The sequence below is a fragment of the Halobacillus sp. genome (genome assembly GCF_049282395.1).
Classification (GTDB): Bacteria; Bacillota; Bacilli; order Bacillales; family Halobacillaceae; genus Halobacillus.
In genome coordinates this window covers 47,453-62,615 of sequence record NZ_JBAPTY010000282.1, presented here as the reverse complement: position 1 = coordinate 62,615, position 15,163 = coordinate 47,453, and the positions used below count along the sequence as shown (strand labels likewise).

Annotated in this window: 14 protein-coding genes; 1 reads left to right on the top strand and 13 read right to left on the bottom strand. The window is 40.3% G+C overall.

What is annotated here, in order from left to right; translation table 11 throughout:
• Nucleotides 1–201 precede the first annotated feature (201 nt).
• On the bottom strand, nucleotides 202–1,092 hold the full coding sequence (locus WAM07_RS12360) for a deoxyribonuclease IV (RefSeq protein WP_422167264.1): 891 nt from the start codon (nucleotides 1,090–1,092) through the stop codon (nucleotides 202–204).
• Between the two features lie 22 nt (nucleotides 1,093–1,114).
• Nucleotides 1,115–2,434, bottom strand: a complete 1,320-nt coding sequence (locus WAM07_RS12355) for a DEAD/DEAH box helicase (RefSeq protein WP_422167262.1) — start codon at nucleotides 2,432–2,434, stop codon at nucleotides 1,115–1,117.
• 184 nt (nucleotides 2,435–2,618) lie between these two features.
• On the opposite strand from WAM07_RS12355, the gene WAM07_RS12350 reads away from it, so the two are divergent.
• Nucleotides 2,619–3,581: a 4-hydroxy-3-methylbut-2-enyl diphosphate reductase gene (locus WAM07_RS12350; protein WP_422167260.1), complete on the top strand. Its 963-nt coding sequence runs from the start codon at nucleotides 2,619–2,621 to the stop codon at nucleotides 3,579–3,581.
• Between the two features lie 168 nt (nucleotides 3,582–3,749).
• Here WAM07_RS12350 and WAM07_RS12345 read toward each other — a convergent pair whose 3' ends face one another.
• From WAM07_RS12345 to glyQ, 11 genes are all read right to left on the bottom strand, one after another.
• Nucleotides 3,750–4,865, bottom strand: a complete 1,116-nt coding sequence (locus WAM07_RS12345; RefSeq protein ID WP_422167258.1) for a Nif3-like dinuclear metal center hexameric protein — start codon at nucleotides 4,863–4,865, stop codon at nucleotides 3,750–3,752.
• On the bottom strand, nucleotides 4,865–5,569 hold the full coding sequence (locus WAM07_RS12340) for a tRNA (adenine(22)-N(1))-methyltransferase (protein ID WP_422167257.1): 705 nt from the start codon (nucleotides 5,567–5,569) through the stop codon (nucleotides 4,865–4,867). Before WAM07_RS12340 ends, WAM07_RS12345 begins: the two co-directional genes overlap by 1 nt.
• Nucleotides 5,570–5,641: 72 nt before the next feature.
• On the bottom strand, nucleotides 5,642–6,013 hold the full coding sequence (cccA, locus tag WAM07_RS12335; protein ID WP_422167255.1) for a cytochrome c550: 372 nt from the start codon (nucleotides 6,011–6,013) through the stop codon (nucleotides 5,642–5,644).
• 108 nt (nucleotides 6,014–6,121) lie between these two features.
• Complete coding sequence (locus WAM07_RS12330; RefSeq protein ID WP_422167253.1) at nucleotides 6,122–6,664, bottom strand: hypothetical protein; 543 nt, start codon at nucleotides 6,662–6,664, stop codon at nucleotides 6,122–6,124.
• A 91-nt stretch (nucleotides 6,665–6,755) separates the two neighbouring features.
• Entirely contained in the window at nucleotides 6,756–7,922 is a 1,167-nt protein-coding gene (gene rpoD, locus WAM07_RS12325) for an RNA polymerase sigma factor RpoD (protein ID WP_422167251.1), read from the bottom strand.
• A 38-nt stretch (nucleotides 7,923–7,960) separates the two neighbouring features.
• Nucleotides 7,961–9,775 carry a DNA primase gene (gene dnaG, locus WAM07_RS12320; protein ID WP_422167250.1) on the bottom strand — a complete coding sequence of 605 codons (1,815 nt, stop codon included), beginning with the start codon at nucleotides 9,773–9,775 and terminating at the stop codon, nucleotides 7,961–7,963.
• 35 nt (nucleotides 9,776–9,810) lie between these two features.
• Nucleotides 9,811–10,281 carry a YaiI/YqxD family protein gene (locus tag WAM07_RS12315; RefSeq protein WP_422167248.1) on the bottom strand — a complete coding sequence of 157 codons (471 nt, stop codon included), beginning with the start codon at nucleotides 10,279–10,281 and terminating at the stop codon, nucleotides 9,811–9,813.
• A 247-nt stretch (nucleotides 10,282–10,528) separates the two neighbouring features.
• Entirely contained in the window at nucleotides 10,529–11,341 is an 813-nt protein-coding gene (locus WAM07_RS12310; RefSeq protein WP_014643785.1) for a pyruvate, water dikinase regulatory protein, read from the bottom strand.
• A 22-nt stretch (nucleotides 11,342–11,363) separates the two neighbouring features.
• On the bottom strand, nucleotides 11,364–11,993 hold the full coding sequence (locus tag WAM07_RS12305; RefSeq protein ID WP_014643786.1) for a helix-turn-helix transcriptional regulator: 630 nt from the start codon (nucleotides 11,991–11,993) through the stop codon (nucleotides 11,364–11,366).
• 83 nt (nucleotides 11,994–12,076) lie between these two features.
• Nucleotides 12,077–14,161, bottom strand: coding sequence for a glycine--tRNA ligase subunit beta (gene glyS / locus WAM07_RS12300; protein ID WP_422167245.1), 2,085 nt, complete (start codon nucleotides 14,159–14,161; stop codon nucleotides 12,077–12,079).
• Nucleotides 14,154–15,041, bottom strand: a complete 888-nt coding sequence (gene glyQ, locus WAM07_RS12295; protein ID WP_422167243.1) for a glycine--tRNA ligase subunit alpha — start codon at nucleotides 15,039–15,041, stop codon at nucleotides 14,154–14,156. Before glyQ ends, glyS begins: the two co-directional genes overlap by 8 nt.
• Nucleotides 15,042–15,163 lie beyond the last annotated feature (122 nt).

The window sequence follows — 15,163 nt, the reverse complement described above, 5'->3', positions numbered from 1 at the left end:
AGTGGAGCTGGCTAAAGAGTACGGTGTGGCTCATTGGTTAAAGTAATGACCAGATAACCTAATCATAGAATTAACTCCTGTGACCCTGATTGCCCACATGATTATTTCTTTGTTCAAAAGTCGTTATAGGGTTTGCGCTGCAGAATACATGGACGTAAAAAATGATATCTAAATTAAAAAAAGGTGCACATGCACCTTTTTTTATTGCTTCATTATTTTATCCTTTAACTCTTCATCAAATTTTCCTTCTTTAAACATTTCAATTTCAAATCCATAGGGAGGTTTTTTATTTTTCTTATCTTCCCCTACATAGGGTGTTTCAAGGATCTTAGGCAAGTCCTTTAAGGAAGGATGATGGACTACCTGGTGTAAAGCTTTAAAACCAATATGTCCAAAACCAATGTTCTCGTGACGGTCTTTTTGGGCACCCTTTACATTTTTACTGTCATTCACATGCACGACTTTTAATCGGTCCAGACCTACAACTTTATCGAACTCATTTAGTACTCCATCAAAGTCTTCGACAACGTTATAACCAGCATCATGAATGTGACAAGTATCCATACAAACGGATAATTTCTCATTCAATGTGACACCATCAATAATTTGGGCTATCTCCTCAAAATTCCGGCCGATCTCAGACCCTTTGCCAGCCATTGTCTCGAGCGCTATTTGGGCGTCCTGATTTTTATGAAGCACTTCATTCAAACCCTCAATAATTTTAGGAAGGCCATTCTCCAGTCCCTGTCCTACATGAGAGCCAGGATGCAGTACAATCTGCTTTGCTCCTATAGCCTCTGTACGTTCGATTTCATTTCGAAGGAAGTCTACACCTAATTGGAAAGTTTCAGGCTTAGTTGTATTACCGATATTAATGATATAAGGAGCATGAACAACAATATCTGAGATATTATGCGATTTCATATGCTCCTGTCCAGCCTCAATATTTAATTCTTCTATAGGACGTCTCCTTGTGTTTTGAGGCGCTCCCGTATAAATCATAAATGTACCAGAACCATAAGATGCAGCTTCTTCACTTGCTCCAAGAAGCATCTTTTTCCCTTTCATCGAAACATGCGACCCCAGTTTCAAATTAAAACTCCTTTCCTAATGCCTATTTTTTGCGATATTGATTTCTTTTAAGGCCTTTCAAATTTTTATCAGCCTTTTTCTTCATTTTCTTCTTGTAGCCTGGTTTTACTTTTTTCGGTTTACGAACCATTTGTCTTGCTTTCTTTTCAAGATCTGTTTCTTTTCTCTCTCTTGTCTGGCGTTCATTATAGGAATTAACCTCTTTCCATTCTCCATTCTTCACTTCATAGAAATTAAAAGTGAGGCCTCTGCTTTCAAGCTTCTGGATTAAGGGAAGGTCTCCTTCCTTATATAGATTAATGGCAGTTCCCTGCAAGCCGGCCCTCGCAGTTCTACCTACACGGTGGATATAAAATTCTTCTTCTTTAGGCATCTGAGCATTGATGACATGACTGACTCCCTGAATATCGATTCCACGAGAAGCTAAGTCAGTCGCTACGATATACTGGTAGCGTAAATTTTGAAGTTCCTTAAGCATCCTTTTCCGCTCTCTTGGTGATAAACCTCCATGAAGAATACCCACTTCCAACCCGCGGCTGAGTAAAGCATCCGCTAATTCATCGGCGTGGTCTTTGCCATTTGTAAAGATAATAGCAAGATAAGGCTGAATAGCTTTGGATATATCCATAATGATATCGGCCGGATTCTTGTGACGTAAAGGAACTAAGCGATGCTCCATAGACTCAGGCGATGGTTTTTCATCTTCGATCTGAATAAGGGAGGGGTTAGTTAGATATTTTTTGAGGAACGGCTGCAAGCGCTCAGGGATTGTAGCCGAGAAGACTAACATTTGAACATCAGGGTCCATACGAATCAAAATCTGATCTACATCTTCAATGAAACCTAAATCAAGCATCAAATCAGCCTCATCCAGCACAAACCCGTTAGCTTGATGCAAATCTATAGCTCCTTCTTTCACCATATCCAGAATTCTTCCCGGCGTTCCCACAATAATATGAGGAGGGAGAGAAGATAGTTTATCCACCATCTTTTGCTTGTCCGTACCTCCAATTAGAAGCTTGGATCGCCAAACCTTATCTTTTCCACCGAATTGAATAGCTTTCTTTACTTCTTCATGGATTTGAATAGCCAGTTCCCTTGTGGGAGCTGTAATAACAAATTGAACGTTGGAAGAATTCTCATCAATTTTGTTGAGTAATGATAATAGATAAGCGTGCGTTTTTCCAGAGCCAGTGTGTGATTGCCCAATCAGGCTCTCACCGCGTAAAGCAGCAGGCATGACTTCGCGCTGTATGGGTGTAGGTTCATGAAAACCAAGTTCCCCAATAATCTGACTGATCACAGGGGTAATAGCAAATTCTTCAAATTTATGTGTACTCATTATGTTTTGTACTCCTTTAGTGTAAAATGTTCTCATCCCATTATAATAGAGCGAGGGAAGAAATGCACGATAACAGGACAACCTGCGACAAGATTCTTTGTCTTCTTTCCACTTAGCCTTTATAATAAAGGATGGTAAAGTAAAAGTATTCAATTGGATTGGAAAAAGAGGAGGACTTTAAATAATGGAAGTCATTAAAATCGCCCCTCGCGGTTATTGTTACGGTGTGGTGGATGCCATGGTCATTGCACAGAATGCAGCAAAAGACCCAAACCTGCCCCGCCCTATATATATTTTAGGAATGATTGTACACAACTCACATGTTACCCAAGCTTTTGAAGACGAAGGGATTATTACCGTTGACGGCAAAAACCGCATGGATCTTCTGGATGGAATTAACGAGGGTACAGTTATTTTTACAGCACATGGAGTATCACCTGAAGTTAAAGAGCGTGCTAAAGAGAAAGGTCTTACCGCCCTTGATGCAACTTGTCCCGATGTGACAAACACGCATAATTTAATTCGAGACAAGGTGGCTGAAGGCTACGAAATTATTTATGTCGGTAAAAAAGGCCACCCTGAACCTGAAGGGGCCATGGGTGTAGCTCCAGGTAAAGTCCATCTTGTCCAAACAGAAGAAGATGTAGACAATCTTAACATCGACCACGATAAATTAATGGTTACTAACCAGACTACCATGAGTCAGTGGGATGTTTATGATGTGATGGAAAAAGCGAAAGAAAAGTATCCTCAGCTGGAAAAACATCAGGAAATTTGTATGGCTACTCAGGTTCGCCAGGAGGCTGTTTCTGAACAGGCTAAAGAAGCTGATCTTACTTTAGTTGTGGGAGATCCTAAAAGTAATAATTCAAACCGCCTAGCTCAAGTATCCATGGAAAAAGCAGGTACTCAGGCATATCGTATAAGTGATGTGACCGAAATCGACCTGGACTGGCTGGAAGGCGTTCAGAAGGTAGCCGTTACAGCAGGCGCTTCCACCCCCACCCCAATAACTAAAGAAGTCATAAAATTCATTGAACAATATGACTTAGATGACGTGGACACCTGGATTCGCGAATCCAAAGTGGAACAGAAAAAGATTCTGCCGCGTGTGAAAACTAAAAAGAAAAGCCAAGTAAAAGAATAAACGATCTAACAAGCTGTGCGGACATACAATGTCCGCACATTTTTATATCTTTAGCTTTAAACATTACTTCCTATCAATGGTCGAATCTGAGTCTTAATCAATCAGGAGCTTGTTTTTTAAATTTTGGGGCGTTTTCTTAGACTATTCATTGAACGGACCCTGACCTCTCTATACAAAAGTAAAAGGTTCAGTATTGGATTCAGAAAGAATAACGGATAGACGCTGCTGCCATTTATCTTCTAAGTATTTCTTGATCTCAGCACAGACTACCTTTTCTACATGGTGGCCCGGATCGATCAATGAAAGTCCCATTTCCATAGCATCTTGAGCTGCATGAAAAGTCATATCCCCTGTAATATAAACATCCGCTCCGTTCGCTTTTGCTGCATGGATATATTTTTCTCCACTGCCCCCGAGAAGAGCAGCTTTTTTGATCATTTTTGAACCTTCCCCCGTCATCCGTACAGCAGGGACATTGTATTTTTCTTTTACTTTTTCACACAACTCCTTCAACTCCATCGGTTCCTTTAAGTGGCCAATACGTCCCACACCTTTATCTTCTCCTTGATTTAAAAGAGGATAAAGATCATAAGCGATTTCCTCATAAGGATGAGCTTTCTCCATTGCAGCCAGAACACCATTTAATTTTGATTTAGGTACAATGGTTTCTATTCGTTTCTCCTCCACAATCTCAAGATCGTCGACGTGTCCGATGTAGGGATTTGAGCCTTCTTGAGGCTTAAAGGTACCTTGACCCGATAACTGATACGTACAATGGCTGTACTGTCCTATATGACCAGCCCCTGCCTCGCTGATAGAATTCCTTACTTCTTCCGCATGGTCTTCAGGTACAAAAACTGTCAGTTTAACCAGTTCATCTTGACCAGTTGTCACTAAAGGAGAGGTATCCTCAAGACCAATGGCTTCTGCCATCACGTCGTTTACTCCGCCTGCTGCTACATCAAGATTAGTATGCGCAGCGTACACTGTAATGTCATGTTTGATAAGTTTTTGAATGACTCTTCCTTTAGGAGTGTCAAAATTAATTTGATGCAACTTTACAAATAACAGAGGGTGGTGAGCAATAATTAAATCAACTTGCTTCCCAATAGCCTCATCTACTACATTCTCAAGTACATCAAGAGTTACCATCACCTTGCTTACAGGTTTATTCAGCGTGCCTACTTGAAGACCGACGTTATCCCAATCAAAAGCCAGGTGCTTTGGAGACCATTTTTCAAACGACTGAATAATTTCACTAGCTGATATCGTACGATTTGCCATTATTTAAGTGCCTCCTTTAACCAATTAATCTCTACTTGTAACTGCACAACTTTTTCTTCATTTACAACAGAAGCTTGCTTAACTTGGGACAGAACATACTCTTTCTTCTCAAGCTCAGCTTTACACTTTGCATCGAATACCCTTCCGCCTTTTTTTAATAGATGGGGGCCGAGCCAAAATTGTTTCTCCATATTCAAAGAATCATACGAGGCATCAGGCTTCCCTTTGTCACCTACAAGAATTTCATATATATGACCATTTTCTTCTAAAATTATTTCGTCTGTTAAGTCATAGCCGTTTTGAAAAAACCATTTCCTTACTGACCGAGCATCTATATTAGGCTGAGCTATTATCCTTTCGGTTTCAGAGAGTTTTTCTTTCCCGTTTTCTAAGATATCTCTGATCAAGGGTCCTCCCATTCCTGCGATAACGATCTGACAGACCTCATTGGATTTTAAAACCTGTAAACCATTTCCAAGACGGACATCAATTCGACCTTCTAAACCATGATCTTTTACTTCTTTCCACGCACTGGTGTACGGCCCTTGATTAACTTCGCCTGCTATTGCCTGAGCGGAAGGATCGTTCAGACAAACATAACACGGAAGATAAGCATGGTCAGAACCGATATCGGCAAATAAAGATCCCTTAGGCAAATATTCGGCTACGTTAGCAAGCCGTTTGGATAATTGATGGACATTCATATTCTCTCTTCCCTCTCATAATAAAGAAAAGCTTTCTGATTGTCACAGAAAGCTTTTCAAGTATAAGTGTAACTATTTCTTTTCGGCTAACCATTCCGCTAATGCTGTGGCCTGTTCACCTGTGTAGAGACCAGCAGGCATTTGAGATCCTTTACCATTCAGTATGATATCCTGAATTTCTTCAGCAGAATAACGGCTTCCCACTTCTGTTAGGTTAGGACCTGCTCCGCCTTCTAAATTTCCACCGTGACAGCTGGAACATTTAGATTGGAACATTTCCTCTGGATTGGCATTGGCTGCTTCTTCCTGTTGGTGTTCTCCACCATTTTCTTTCTCACTTTGAATCGCTTCGCGCTGGTTAATCCCTGCAGCAGAAACGATGATCATAGCTACTATACCTAAGACAGCGATAATAGCAAATGGAATCACAGGGTTTCTTCTCATTAGTTGCATCCTCCTTATGTATTCCTTAAGTTAGTATGGGCAAATCTATTCGGCTATATTTATTTTACTTGAAAAGTTCCACTTATTAAAGAGATAACTTGTGAAAAGTTACAAAACAGCAGCTAGAAAAAGGAAAAGAATCCCTATAACACTCGATATCATTAAATAATGAAGTCTCCATCGTACACCGATCCCCAGCCATAGGAGACAATGAATGCTCGCCATTCCATATATCCATTGAGAGTTGATGGAGAGGCTGGAAACCAAATTTAAGAAAAGCAGTAAGCCTACAAGTAAACCTGTAATCAATGGAAAATGATAAAGCCCGGGATAGGCACCTATTACCTGCCGGAGAGCTAGAAAAGCTATGAGAACAAAAGTCGACAAAAGCCCTGTTTGCAATATGAGGTTCATTTCAGTAAAATAAATGACAAGAAATGAAAGGGGTAACAAAATAAGGGTTAAAGTTGAAAACATCAGCGTGAGTGAATTTCTTTTAGAGTTATTGAACTCTATACCTCTGTCGCTGCTGTCTCTTTGCCCCTGCGTGTAAAGAGCTAACAGAAAATCGCAATATTCGCCTGGAAGTAGTCGATGTTCTTTCCAATAATGGATTTCATTAACAATGGTTTCTATACGATTTTCTTTCATACACAGCCCCCCCTTCCAGTTAGAGAATTAAAAAACCCAGGCACCATCTAAGCACTATGCAGCCGATGGATACCTGAGTCATAACATCTTTTTATTCCATAAAGTCTTTCAGACGTTTACTACGGCTTGGATGTCTCAATTTGCGAAGCGCTTTTGCTTCAATTTGACGGATTCTCTCTCGCGTTACACCAAACACTTTTCCTACTTCTTCAAGCGTACGCGTCCGTCCATCGTCTAATCCGAATCTTAAACGTAATACATTTTCTTCACGGTCAGTAAGCGTATCTAAAACGTCTTCCAATTGTTCTTTCAACAGTTCATATGCCGCATGGTCGGAAGGGGATGTGGCTTCTTGGTCTTCAATAAAATCACCAAGATGGGAGTCATCTTCTTCCCCGATAGGAGTTTCAAGCGATACTGGTTCCTGAGCAATCTTCAGGATTTCCCGTACTTTGTCCGGCGTGAGTTCCATATCCTGGGCGATTTCCTCTGGCGTAGGCTCGCGTCCAAGATCTTGTAAAAGCTGACGCTGTACTCTAATGAGTTTATTTATGGTCTCCACCATGTGGACAGGAATACGAATGGTACGAGCCTGGTCTGCAATTGCGCGCGTAATGGCCTGTCGGATCCACCAAGTAGCATACGTACTGAACTTATAACCTTTACGATAATCAAATTTCTCTACAGCTTTAATGAGACCCATATTCCCTTCTTGAATTAAATCAAGAAAAAGCATGCCCCTGCCTACATATCTTTTAGCGATACTTACAACTAAACGTAAGTTAGCTTCAGCTAGATCTCTCTTAGCTTCTTCATCACCATTTTCAATTCTCTGAGCAAGACTGATTTCATCTTTAGCAGATAAGAGGTTTACACGTCCGATTTCTTTTAGATACATTCGAACTGGATCATTGATTTTGACACCTGGAGGTACGCTTAAGTCGTTAAGATCAAACTCCTCCTCTTTATCTAACTGTTTCATACTAGGGTCAGTCTCAGAATCACCAATAACTTCAACACCCTGTTCGTTCAAATGCTCATAAAATTCGTCCATTTGATCAGAGTCTAATTCAAAGCTTGATAGCTTTTCAGCTACTTCCTCGTAAGCAAGTACTCCTCGCTTTTTCCCTATTTCCAACACCTGATCTTTTGCTTGTTCAAGTGTCATTTCATTCGTATTAGTACTATTACTCTTACTATTACTATTACTTTCCTTTTCTTTAGAACGTGATGGCTGCTGTTGCTTATTATCCGCCATAAGTCCCCCTCCTTCCAACATATCTATACCAACTATACCTAGGTGTTTTTTAATTCTTTTTTCCTCTCAATGATCTTCATAGCAATCTCAGCAGCTTTAATTGGTTCATTTTGCTGCTCCGCCCGCTTTAAATCATCTTCTAAGGTTTTAATATCCGTACGGTCACTATGCTCAGCTTTAATCCGAAAAATGTAATCGTGGATTTCCTGATCAGACACTTCTTCACTAACCGGTGCCATAGCCAATTCAATTACTAGATTTTTAAGAGCAGGATCATCAAGTTTTTCCACAAACTGACTCACATCTGACTGATTGCCATCTTCATAGTAAGCATAAAGATAGGTCACTATAACCTGATGGTCTGAAATATTAAATGCTCCTCCTAGTTCCTCTTGAACTTTCTCAGCTATGAAAGGATCTCTTAACATATAGGCGATCAGCTTTCTTTCCGCATTATGAAAAGCCGGCAGGAGTTTATTCTGAATGGAATACTGACTTGTACGGTTAGTATATCGATTTTGGTCTTTGTTATCCTGTTTAACTGTGTTTTTACCTCTGATGTGGTGGACTTCTTCTTTAAGAGTATCCACAGACATCTGGAACTCTGAGGCCAGTTCATTTAAATAATGCTCTCTCTCTACTGCCCGGTCAAGGAGAGCGACCTCCTGTAGTATCTTTTCGATATAAGCAATTCGATCTCCTTCCAACTGGAGATTATAATCTCTCCGCAGATAGCTCATGATAAAAGCTATGAACGTGTCACTTGTGTCCAAAACTTCTTTCTTAAAGCGGTCTCCACCATGCTTTTGAATAAAATCATCTGGGTCTAACCCATCTGGAACTCTGGCTACGAATGTTTGACACCCAGTGTTTTTCAGCAGTCGGCCAGCCTTCACCGCAGCTTCTACGCCTGGCTGATCTCCGTCATAGCATATGATAACCTGATCCACATAACGTTTGAGAAGATTAGCCTGGGAGCTAGAGATCGAAGTCCCCATCGTGCCTACTACATTGTGAACACCCGCCTGGTCAGCAGAGATTACATCAACATATCCTTCAAATAAGATCACGGACTTCTGTTTACGAATTGCAGCTCTTGCCAGGTCAAAGTTGTAAAGCAGCCTGTTTTTCTGAAATAGTTCCGTCTCCGGACTATTCAAATACTTAGGTTCTTGATGACCCAATGAACGACCGGCAAATGCCACCGTTTTACCTAAATGGTTTCGCAGTGGAAAAATTAATCTACCTCTAAAGCGATCGGCATATTCTCCCTGATCATTTGCATTTAATAACCCTGCTTTCACCATCGTTTGTGGATGAAAACCTTTTTTCTCAAGGAACGTGACCACAAACTCTTTGGAATTCGGTGAATATCCAATTTGGTATTTCTTAATCGTTTCTTCACTAAATCCCCGGTCAATTAAATACTGATAAGCATCCTGACCTTCTTTTGAATTAAGAAGCATATGATGGTACAACTTTGCAAGCCATTGATGGGCTTCTAAAATACTTTGAGATTCAGTGCTTATTTGTGAAGAATCCTCTTGGGAAGCTTCCTCAGGCAAATCTATTTGTGCCTGGCCAGCCAGTTGTTTAATAGCCTGTATGAAGTTGAAGCCTTCCATTTCCATAAGGAAGGTATATACATTCCCTCCCTTTCCACATCCAAAGCAATGGAAAATTTGCTTATCAGCAGAAACGGAAAAAGAAGGAGTGCTTTCTCCATGAAAAGGACACAAACCAAAATAATTTCTACCCTGTTTTTTTAATTCTACATAGTCACCAATAATATCCACGATATCAGTGGATTGGCGGATTTCATCTACTTTTTCTTCTGGAATATGACCAGCCATACGCATCACCATACTAAACAATTATTCGAGATAGACTATTGAATACCTTCCTGAGCAGCTAACAAATTTTCAAATACATGCTGAAAATAGTCACGATCCTCTTTTTTAAAAGCTGAAGGTCCTTTCCACTTCTTATTTTTCTTCATGGACTGTTGCCTCAAGTACTTGTTATTCATTATTTCATCTGCATCAGCATCTTTGATTAGTTTACCTCTTGGAGTAAGAACATAAACCCCTCTAGTTGTCAATAGTACAGCTAAAGACAAGTCCTGAGTTATTACATAATCGGACGCAGAGACGTGATTAAGGATGTAAAGGTCTACTGCTTGAGACCCATGATCTAAAAAAATCCATCCTTGCTCTGCCTTTTCAGGGCTATAATGATTAACAGTAGCTATGAAAATGGGTGTAACTTCAAATTTACTGCACACATTATAAATTTCCTGTTGAACTGGACAACTGTCTGCATCTACCCAGATTTTCGGAATTTGATTTGACTTTGACATAGTTACTGTACTTCTACAATAATACATAGAATCCTTCTAATTTTAGAATGTTTTATTTTTCTGAAAAGTGCTCACTTTTCTCTTTTAGTGAAATGTAAATATCCACTGTTTACATGTATAGAATCATTTTTACCGCAAATAAACATTATAATACATTCTATAGATTTACGCTATATACTATTTTACCTATTTTCATCCTTCCCAACAAAAGTCGCGCTTAATCATAGCGCGACCTTAAGTATTGGTACTATTCTTGGGAATCTTGCCGCAATTTATTCGTAATCACATTCGCCGTCTCTTCAACAGCTTTATTGGATACATCAATAACATGGCAGCCGATCCGATCTACTACACGATTAAAATGTTCAATTTCTTGATGAATTCTATTCATATTTGCATAACTGGCTTGCGCTCCAAGCCCAAGGGATTTTAAGCGCTCTTTTCTTATGTCATTTAATTTCTCTGCGCTGATCTTTAATCCGATACATTTATCAGGGTCCACTCGATACAGTTCAGCTGGTGGCTCAACCTCGGGCACAATGGGAACATTAGCTACCTTTAATCGTTTGTGAGCTAAATATTGGGAGAGCGGAGTTTTAGAGGTTCTCGAGACACCAATCAACACAATATCCGCTTTAGCGATTCCTCGAGGATCTCTTCCATCGTCGTAGCGTACAGCAAACTCAATTGCTTCTACTCTCTTGAAGTAATCTTCATCCAATTTATGAACGAGTCCTGGTTCAAGGCGGGGTTCTAAATTAAAGTGCCTTTCCATCGATTCCATCATCGGTCCCATTATATCCACACATTCAATATCATACTTTTTTGCTTCCTCAAGTAAATATGTCCGGAATTCCGGGATGACAAATGTAAATCCTACCATGGCTCCCTGTTCTTTCGCCTGAACCAGCGCCTCATTAATTGTACCTTTATCCTCCACATATGGAATTCTCTGAAGATCAAATGGGCCATCATCGAACTGACTAAGAGCGGCTTTCACAACAAGCTCTGCGGTTTCCCCAACAGAATCTGATAATACGTAAATCAATGGTTTCCCCATTTTCTCCCTCCTGTCTGTTCCTTTATAGGTGCTGATCTAATCCTAACTCAACAAGGGCTTTTGTTATGTTGGTTTTTGTTAGCCTGCCTATTACTTCTAATCCATTCTCAGCAGGTTCTACAACTGGAAGACCATCAATTTGCTTTTCTATAAGCTTTTGAGCAGCATCCAGTAATAAATCCTCTGGTTTACAAATAGTGATATTCGGCATCCGCGTCATAATAATATGAACAGGGATCGAGGACAAGTCCTGATTCCCAATACTTGCTCGTAAAAGATCTTTTCTGGAAAGCACACCTACCAAATGTCCAAGCTCATTTGTTACAAATAATGTACCAACATCCTCCAAAAACATAGTGCAAATGGCATCGTAAGCTGATACATCCTCTTCTACCACGATTGGTATAGATTGATACTCTTTGACTTTAAACTTTTTCAACTTTTCTGTTAACAATTCAGAACCCGTTTTTCCAGTAAAAAAATATCCAACACGGGGCCTCGCGTCCAAAAAACCGGCCATAGTTAGAATGGCAAGATCAGGACGCAGAGTGGCCCTTGTAAGGCTTAAATGGTCTGCAATATTTTCTCCCGTTATAGGCCCATTGTCTTTTACTATTTGAATGATTTGTTCTTGTCGGTTAGAGAGTTCCAATCTTTCACCACCCTGCTCACTGTGACATACTATTCTATTTAATTATTATAGACCATATTAATAACCGGGTAAAAGAAGGGGGCTTAAAACTGCTGCTTCCATTCAATAGCATTTAAGTCTGCAAACTCTTTAATGTCTGCAGCAATCTGACTTAATAAACCTAATCGATTATTCCGAATCTTCTCATCTTCTGCCATAACCATCGTTCTATCAAAGAAGTCATGGATAGGAGAAGCCAATTCAGAAAGCTTCTCTAAAGCCTGAGCGGGACGGTCTTCCTGCATGGCTTGCACATACTCTGGGTGGACCAGCTTAAAGGCTTCATATAAACGAACTTCTGAATCATTTTCAAAATACTTCGGCTTTAATTCCATGGCATCTGCTTTTTTCGCGAGATTAAGCACTCGTCCTAATGCTTCATGTACATATTTGAAAGTAGGATCCTGACGCTTGTCTACAAGCAGCTTAGCTTTTTCAATGGTTGCTGCAAAGTTTTGTACGCCATTCGTAAGCGTTGCTTCCACAATATCAGGATCAATGCCCTTCTCTCTTAATAGATAAGCAGCTCTGAGTTTAAAGAATTCATGTAAATCCTGATGCACTTCTTCTTCTGTACGTGTTGGTAGATTTAATTCACGATAGAATTGATGTACAAGGTCTATTAATTTCTCTACAGGAATATTCCACTGCTGACTCCGCAGCGTCTGTAAAACCCCAAGTGCCTGCCTCCTTAACCCATAAGGGTCCTGAGAACCTGTTGGAATGATGCCAATTGAAATGCTTCCTACAATCGTGTCAAGCTTATCCGCTATACTAACAATCGAACCAATTGTTGAAGAAGGAAGGGCGCCGTTAGCCTGCCTCGGCATATAATGTTCATTAATAGCTCGCGCTACAGCTTCCTCTTCTCCAAATAAACGAGCATACTTTTCTCCCATCACTCCCTGAAGCTCCGTAAACTCATCAACCATTTGAGTAACAAGATCAAATTTGCATATCTCAGCAGCCCGTTCAGCTTGCTGCTTTTCTAAGTCATTCAAGTTAAGCCATTCACTGATTTTACCTGTTATTGCTCTAATACGTTTCACTTTATCCGCAAGGGTTCCAAGCTCAACTTGATATACCATTCTTGACAGTTTTTCCAGTTTTTGATCAATCGTTCCTTTTTGATCTTCTTCATAAAAGAACTGGGCATCTTTTAAGCGCGCTTTCAAAACTTTTTCATTTCCACGGGAAACCGTATCTAAATGTTTGTCGTCACCATTTCGAACTCCTACAAAATAAGGAAGAAGAGTACCTTCTTGAGAACGAACTGGGAAATAACGCTGATGTTCTTTCATTGATGTAATTAATGCTTCTTCTGGTATCTCCAGGAATTCTTCATTATAAGCTCCAAAAAAGACCGTTGGATATTCGACCAGATGAGTGACTTCCATTAATAGTTCCTCATCAATAATAAGTTTCCAGCCTTTATCTTCTTCAAGTTTCAGTAGTTGTTCCCGTATAGCATTCTTTCTCTTCGTTACATTACTAATGACATATTCGTCGTTTAAAACTTCTTCATAGATTTCAGCTGAACGAAGAGATGCTTTATCACCCAGGAAACGATGGCCGTATGTAATCCGGTCAGTCGTTACGTTTTCAATAGCAAAAGGAATAATTTCCTCACCGAACAGGGCGACCATCCACCGAATAGGCCGGGCGTACCTTAGCTCGTAGTTTCCCCAACGCATATTCTTGGAAAAGGTTATACTTAGAAATACAGAGCGAAAGTCTTGAAGTAATTCTTTCGTTGCCTCTCCTTGAATAAACTTCGTCACATGGACATATTCAGTGCCCTTTACTTCTTTGAAGTATATATCTTCTACATCTTTCCCTTGTCCTTTAGAAAATCCTACAGCTGCTTTCGTCCATTCTCCATTTTCATCCAGAGCAATTTTCTTAGCAGGTCCTTTCGCTTCTTCTTCTATATCAGGCTGTTTTTCAGCTACATCACTAATCTGAACAGCCAGTCTTCTCGGAGTAGCAAATCCTCTCACTTCTCCGTAAGGAATTCTCTGTTCGCGGAACCAAGTTTCTGTCTTTAGTTCTAATTGCTGCAGAGCGTCATCAATAAATCTGGCTGGAAGTTCTTCTACCCCAAGTTCAAATAAGACTGTTTTACTCATGGTTCTCAACCTCCTTCGGTAACATTGGAAATCCTAATCGTTCTCTTTCCTCTACATACGTTTTAGCAATCTTCCTGGCCAGGTTCCTCACTCGAGATATATAACCGGTGCGCTCCGTGACGCTGATTACTCCTTTTGCATCTAGAAGATTGAAAGTATGAGAACATTTTAAGACGTAGTCATAAGCTGGGAATACTAATCCTTTTTCCATAATTCTTTCTGCTTCTTTTTCATAAGTAGAAAAAAGGTTGAAAAGCATGTTCTCATCAGATTCCTCAAAAGTGTAGATGGAATGTTCATATTCAGGCTGCATAAAAATATCTCCAACTGTAACTCCGCTGGTCCACTCCAGATCAAATACATTTTCTTTGTCCTGAATATAGGACGCAAGACGTTCCAAACCATAAGTGATTTCAGCAGATACTGGTCGTGCTTCCAGTCCTCCAATCTGCTGGAAATAAGTGAACTGTGTAATTTCCATTCCGTCAAGCCACACTTCCCAGCCCAATCCTGCTGCTCCAAGTGTAGGGTTTTCCCAGTTGTCCTCGACGAAGCGTATATCGTGCTGACTCGGGTCTATACCTAAAGCACGAAGGGAGTCAAGATAAAGTTCCTGGATGTTATCAGGAGATGGTTTCATAATGACTTGAAACTGATGGTGCTGGTATAACCGGTTTGGATTTTGACCGTAGCGTCCATCCGCAGGACGACGTGAAGGTTCCACATAAGCTACATTCCACGGTTCAGGACCCAAACTTCGCAGAAGGGTCATAGGAGACATAGTTCCTGCTCCTTTTTCCGTATCATAAGCTTGCATAAGCAAACAACCCTGATTTGACCAATGGTTTTGCAGCGTAAGAATCATATCTTGTATATTCATTTTCTTCCTCCTCTTTCTAATAGAAAAAAGCACACAGCTTCTTTCAAACAAATAAAATCCCGTCCCTATGTCTGCATAAGACATAGGGACGGGATTTCCGCGGTTCCACCCTACTTGCTTTC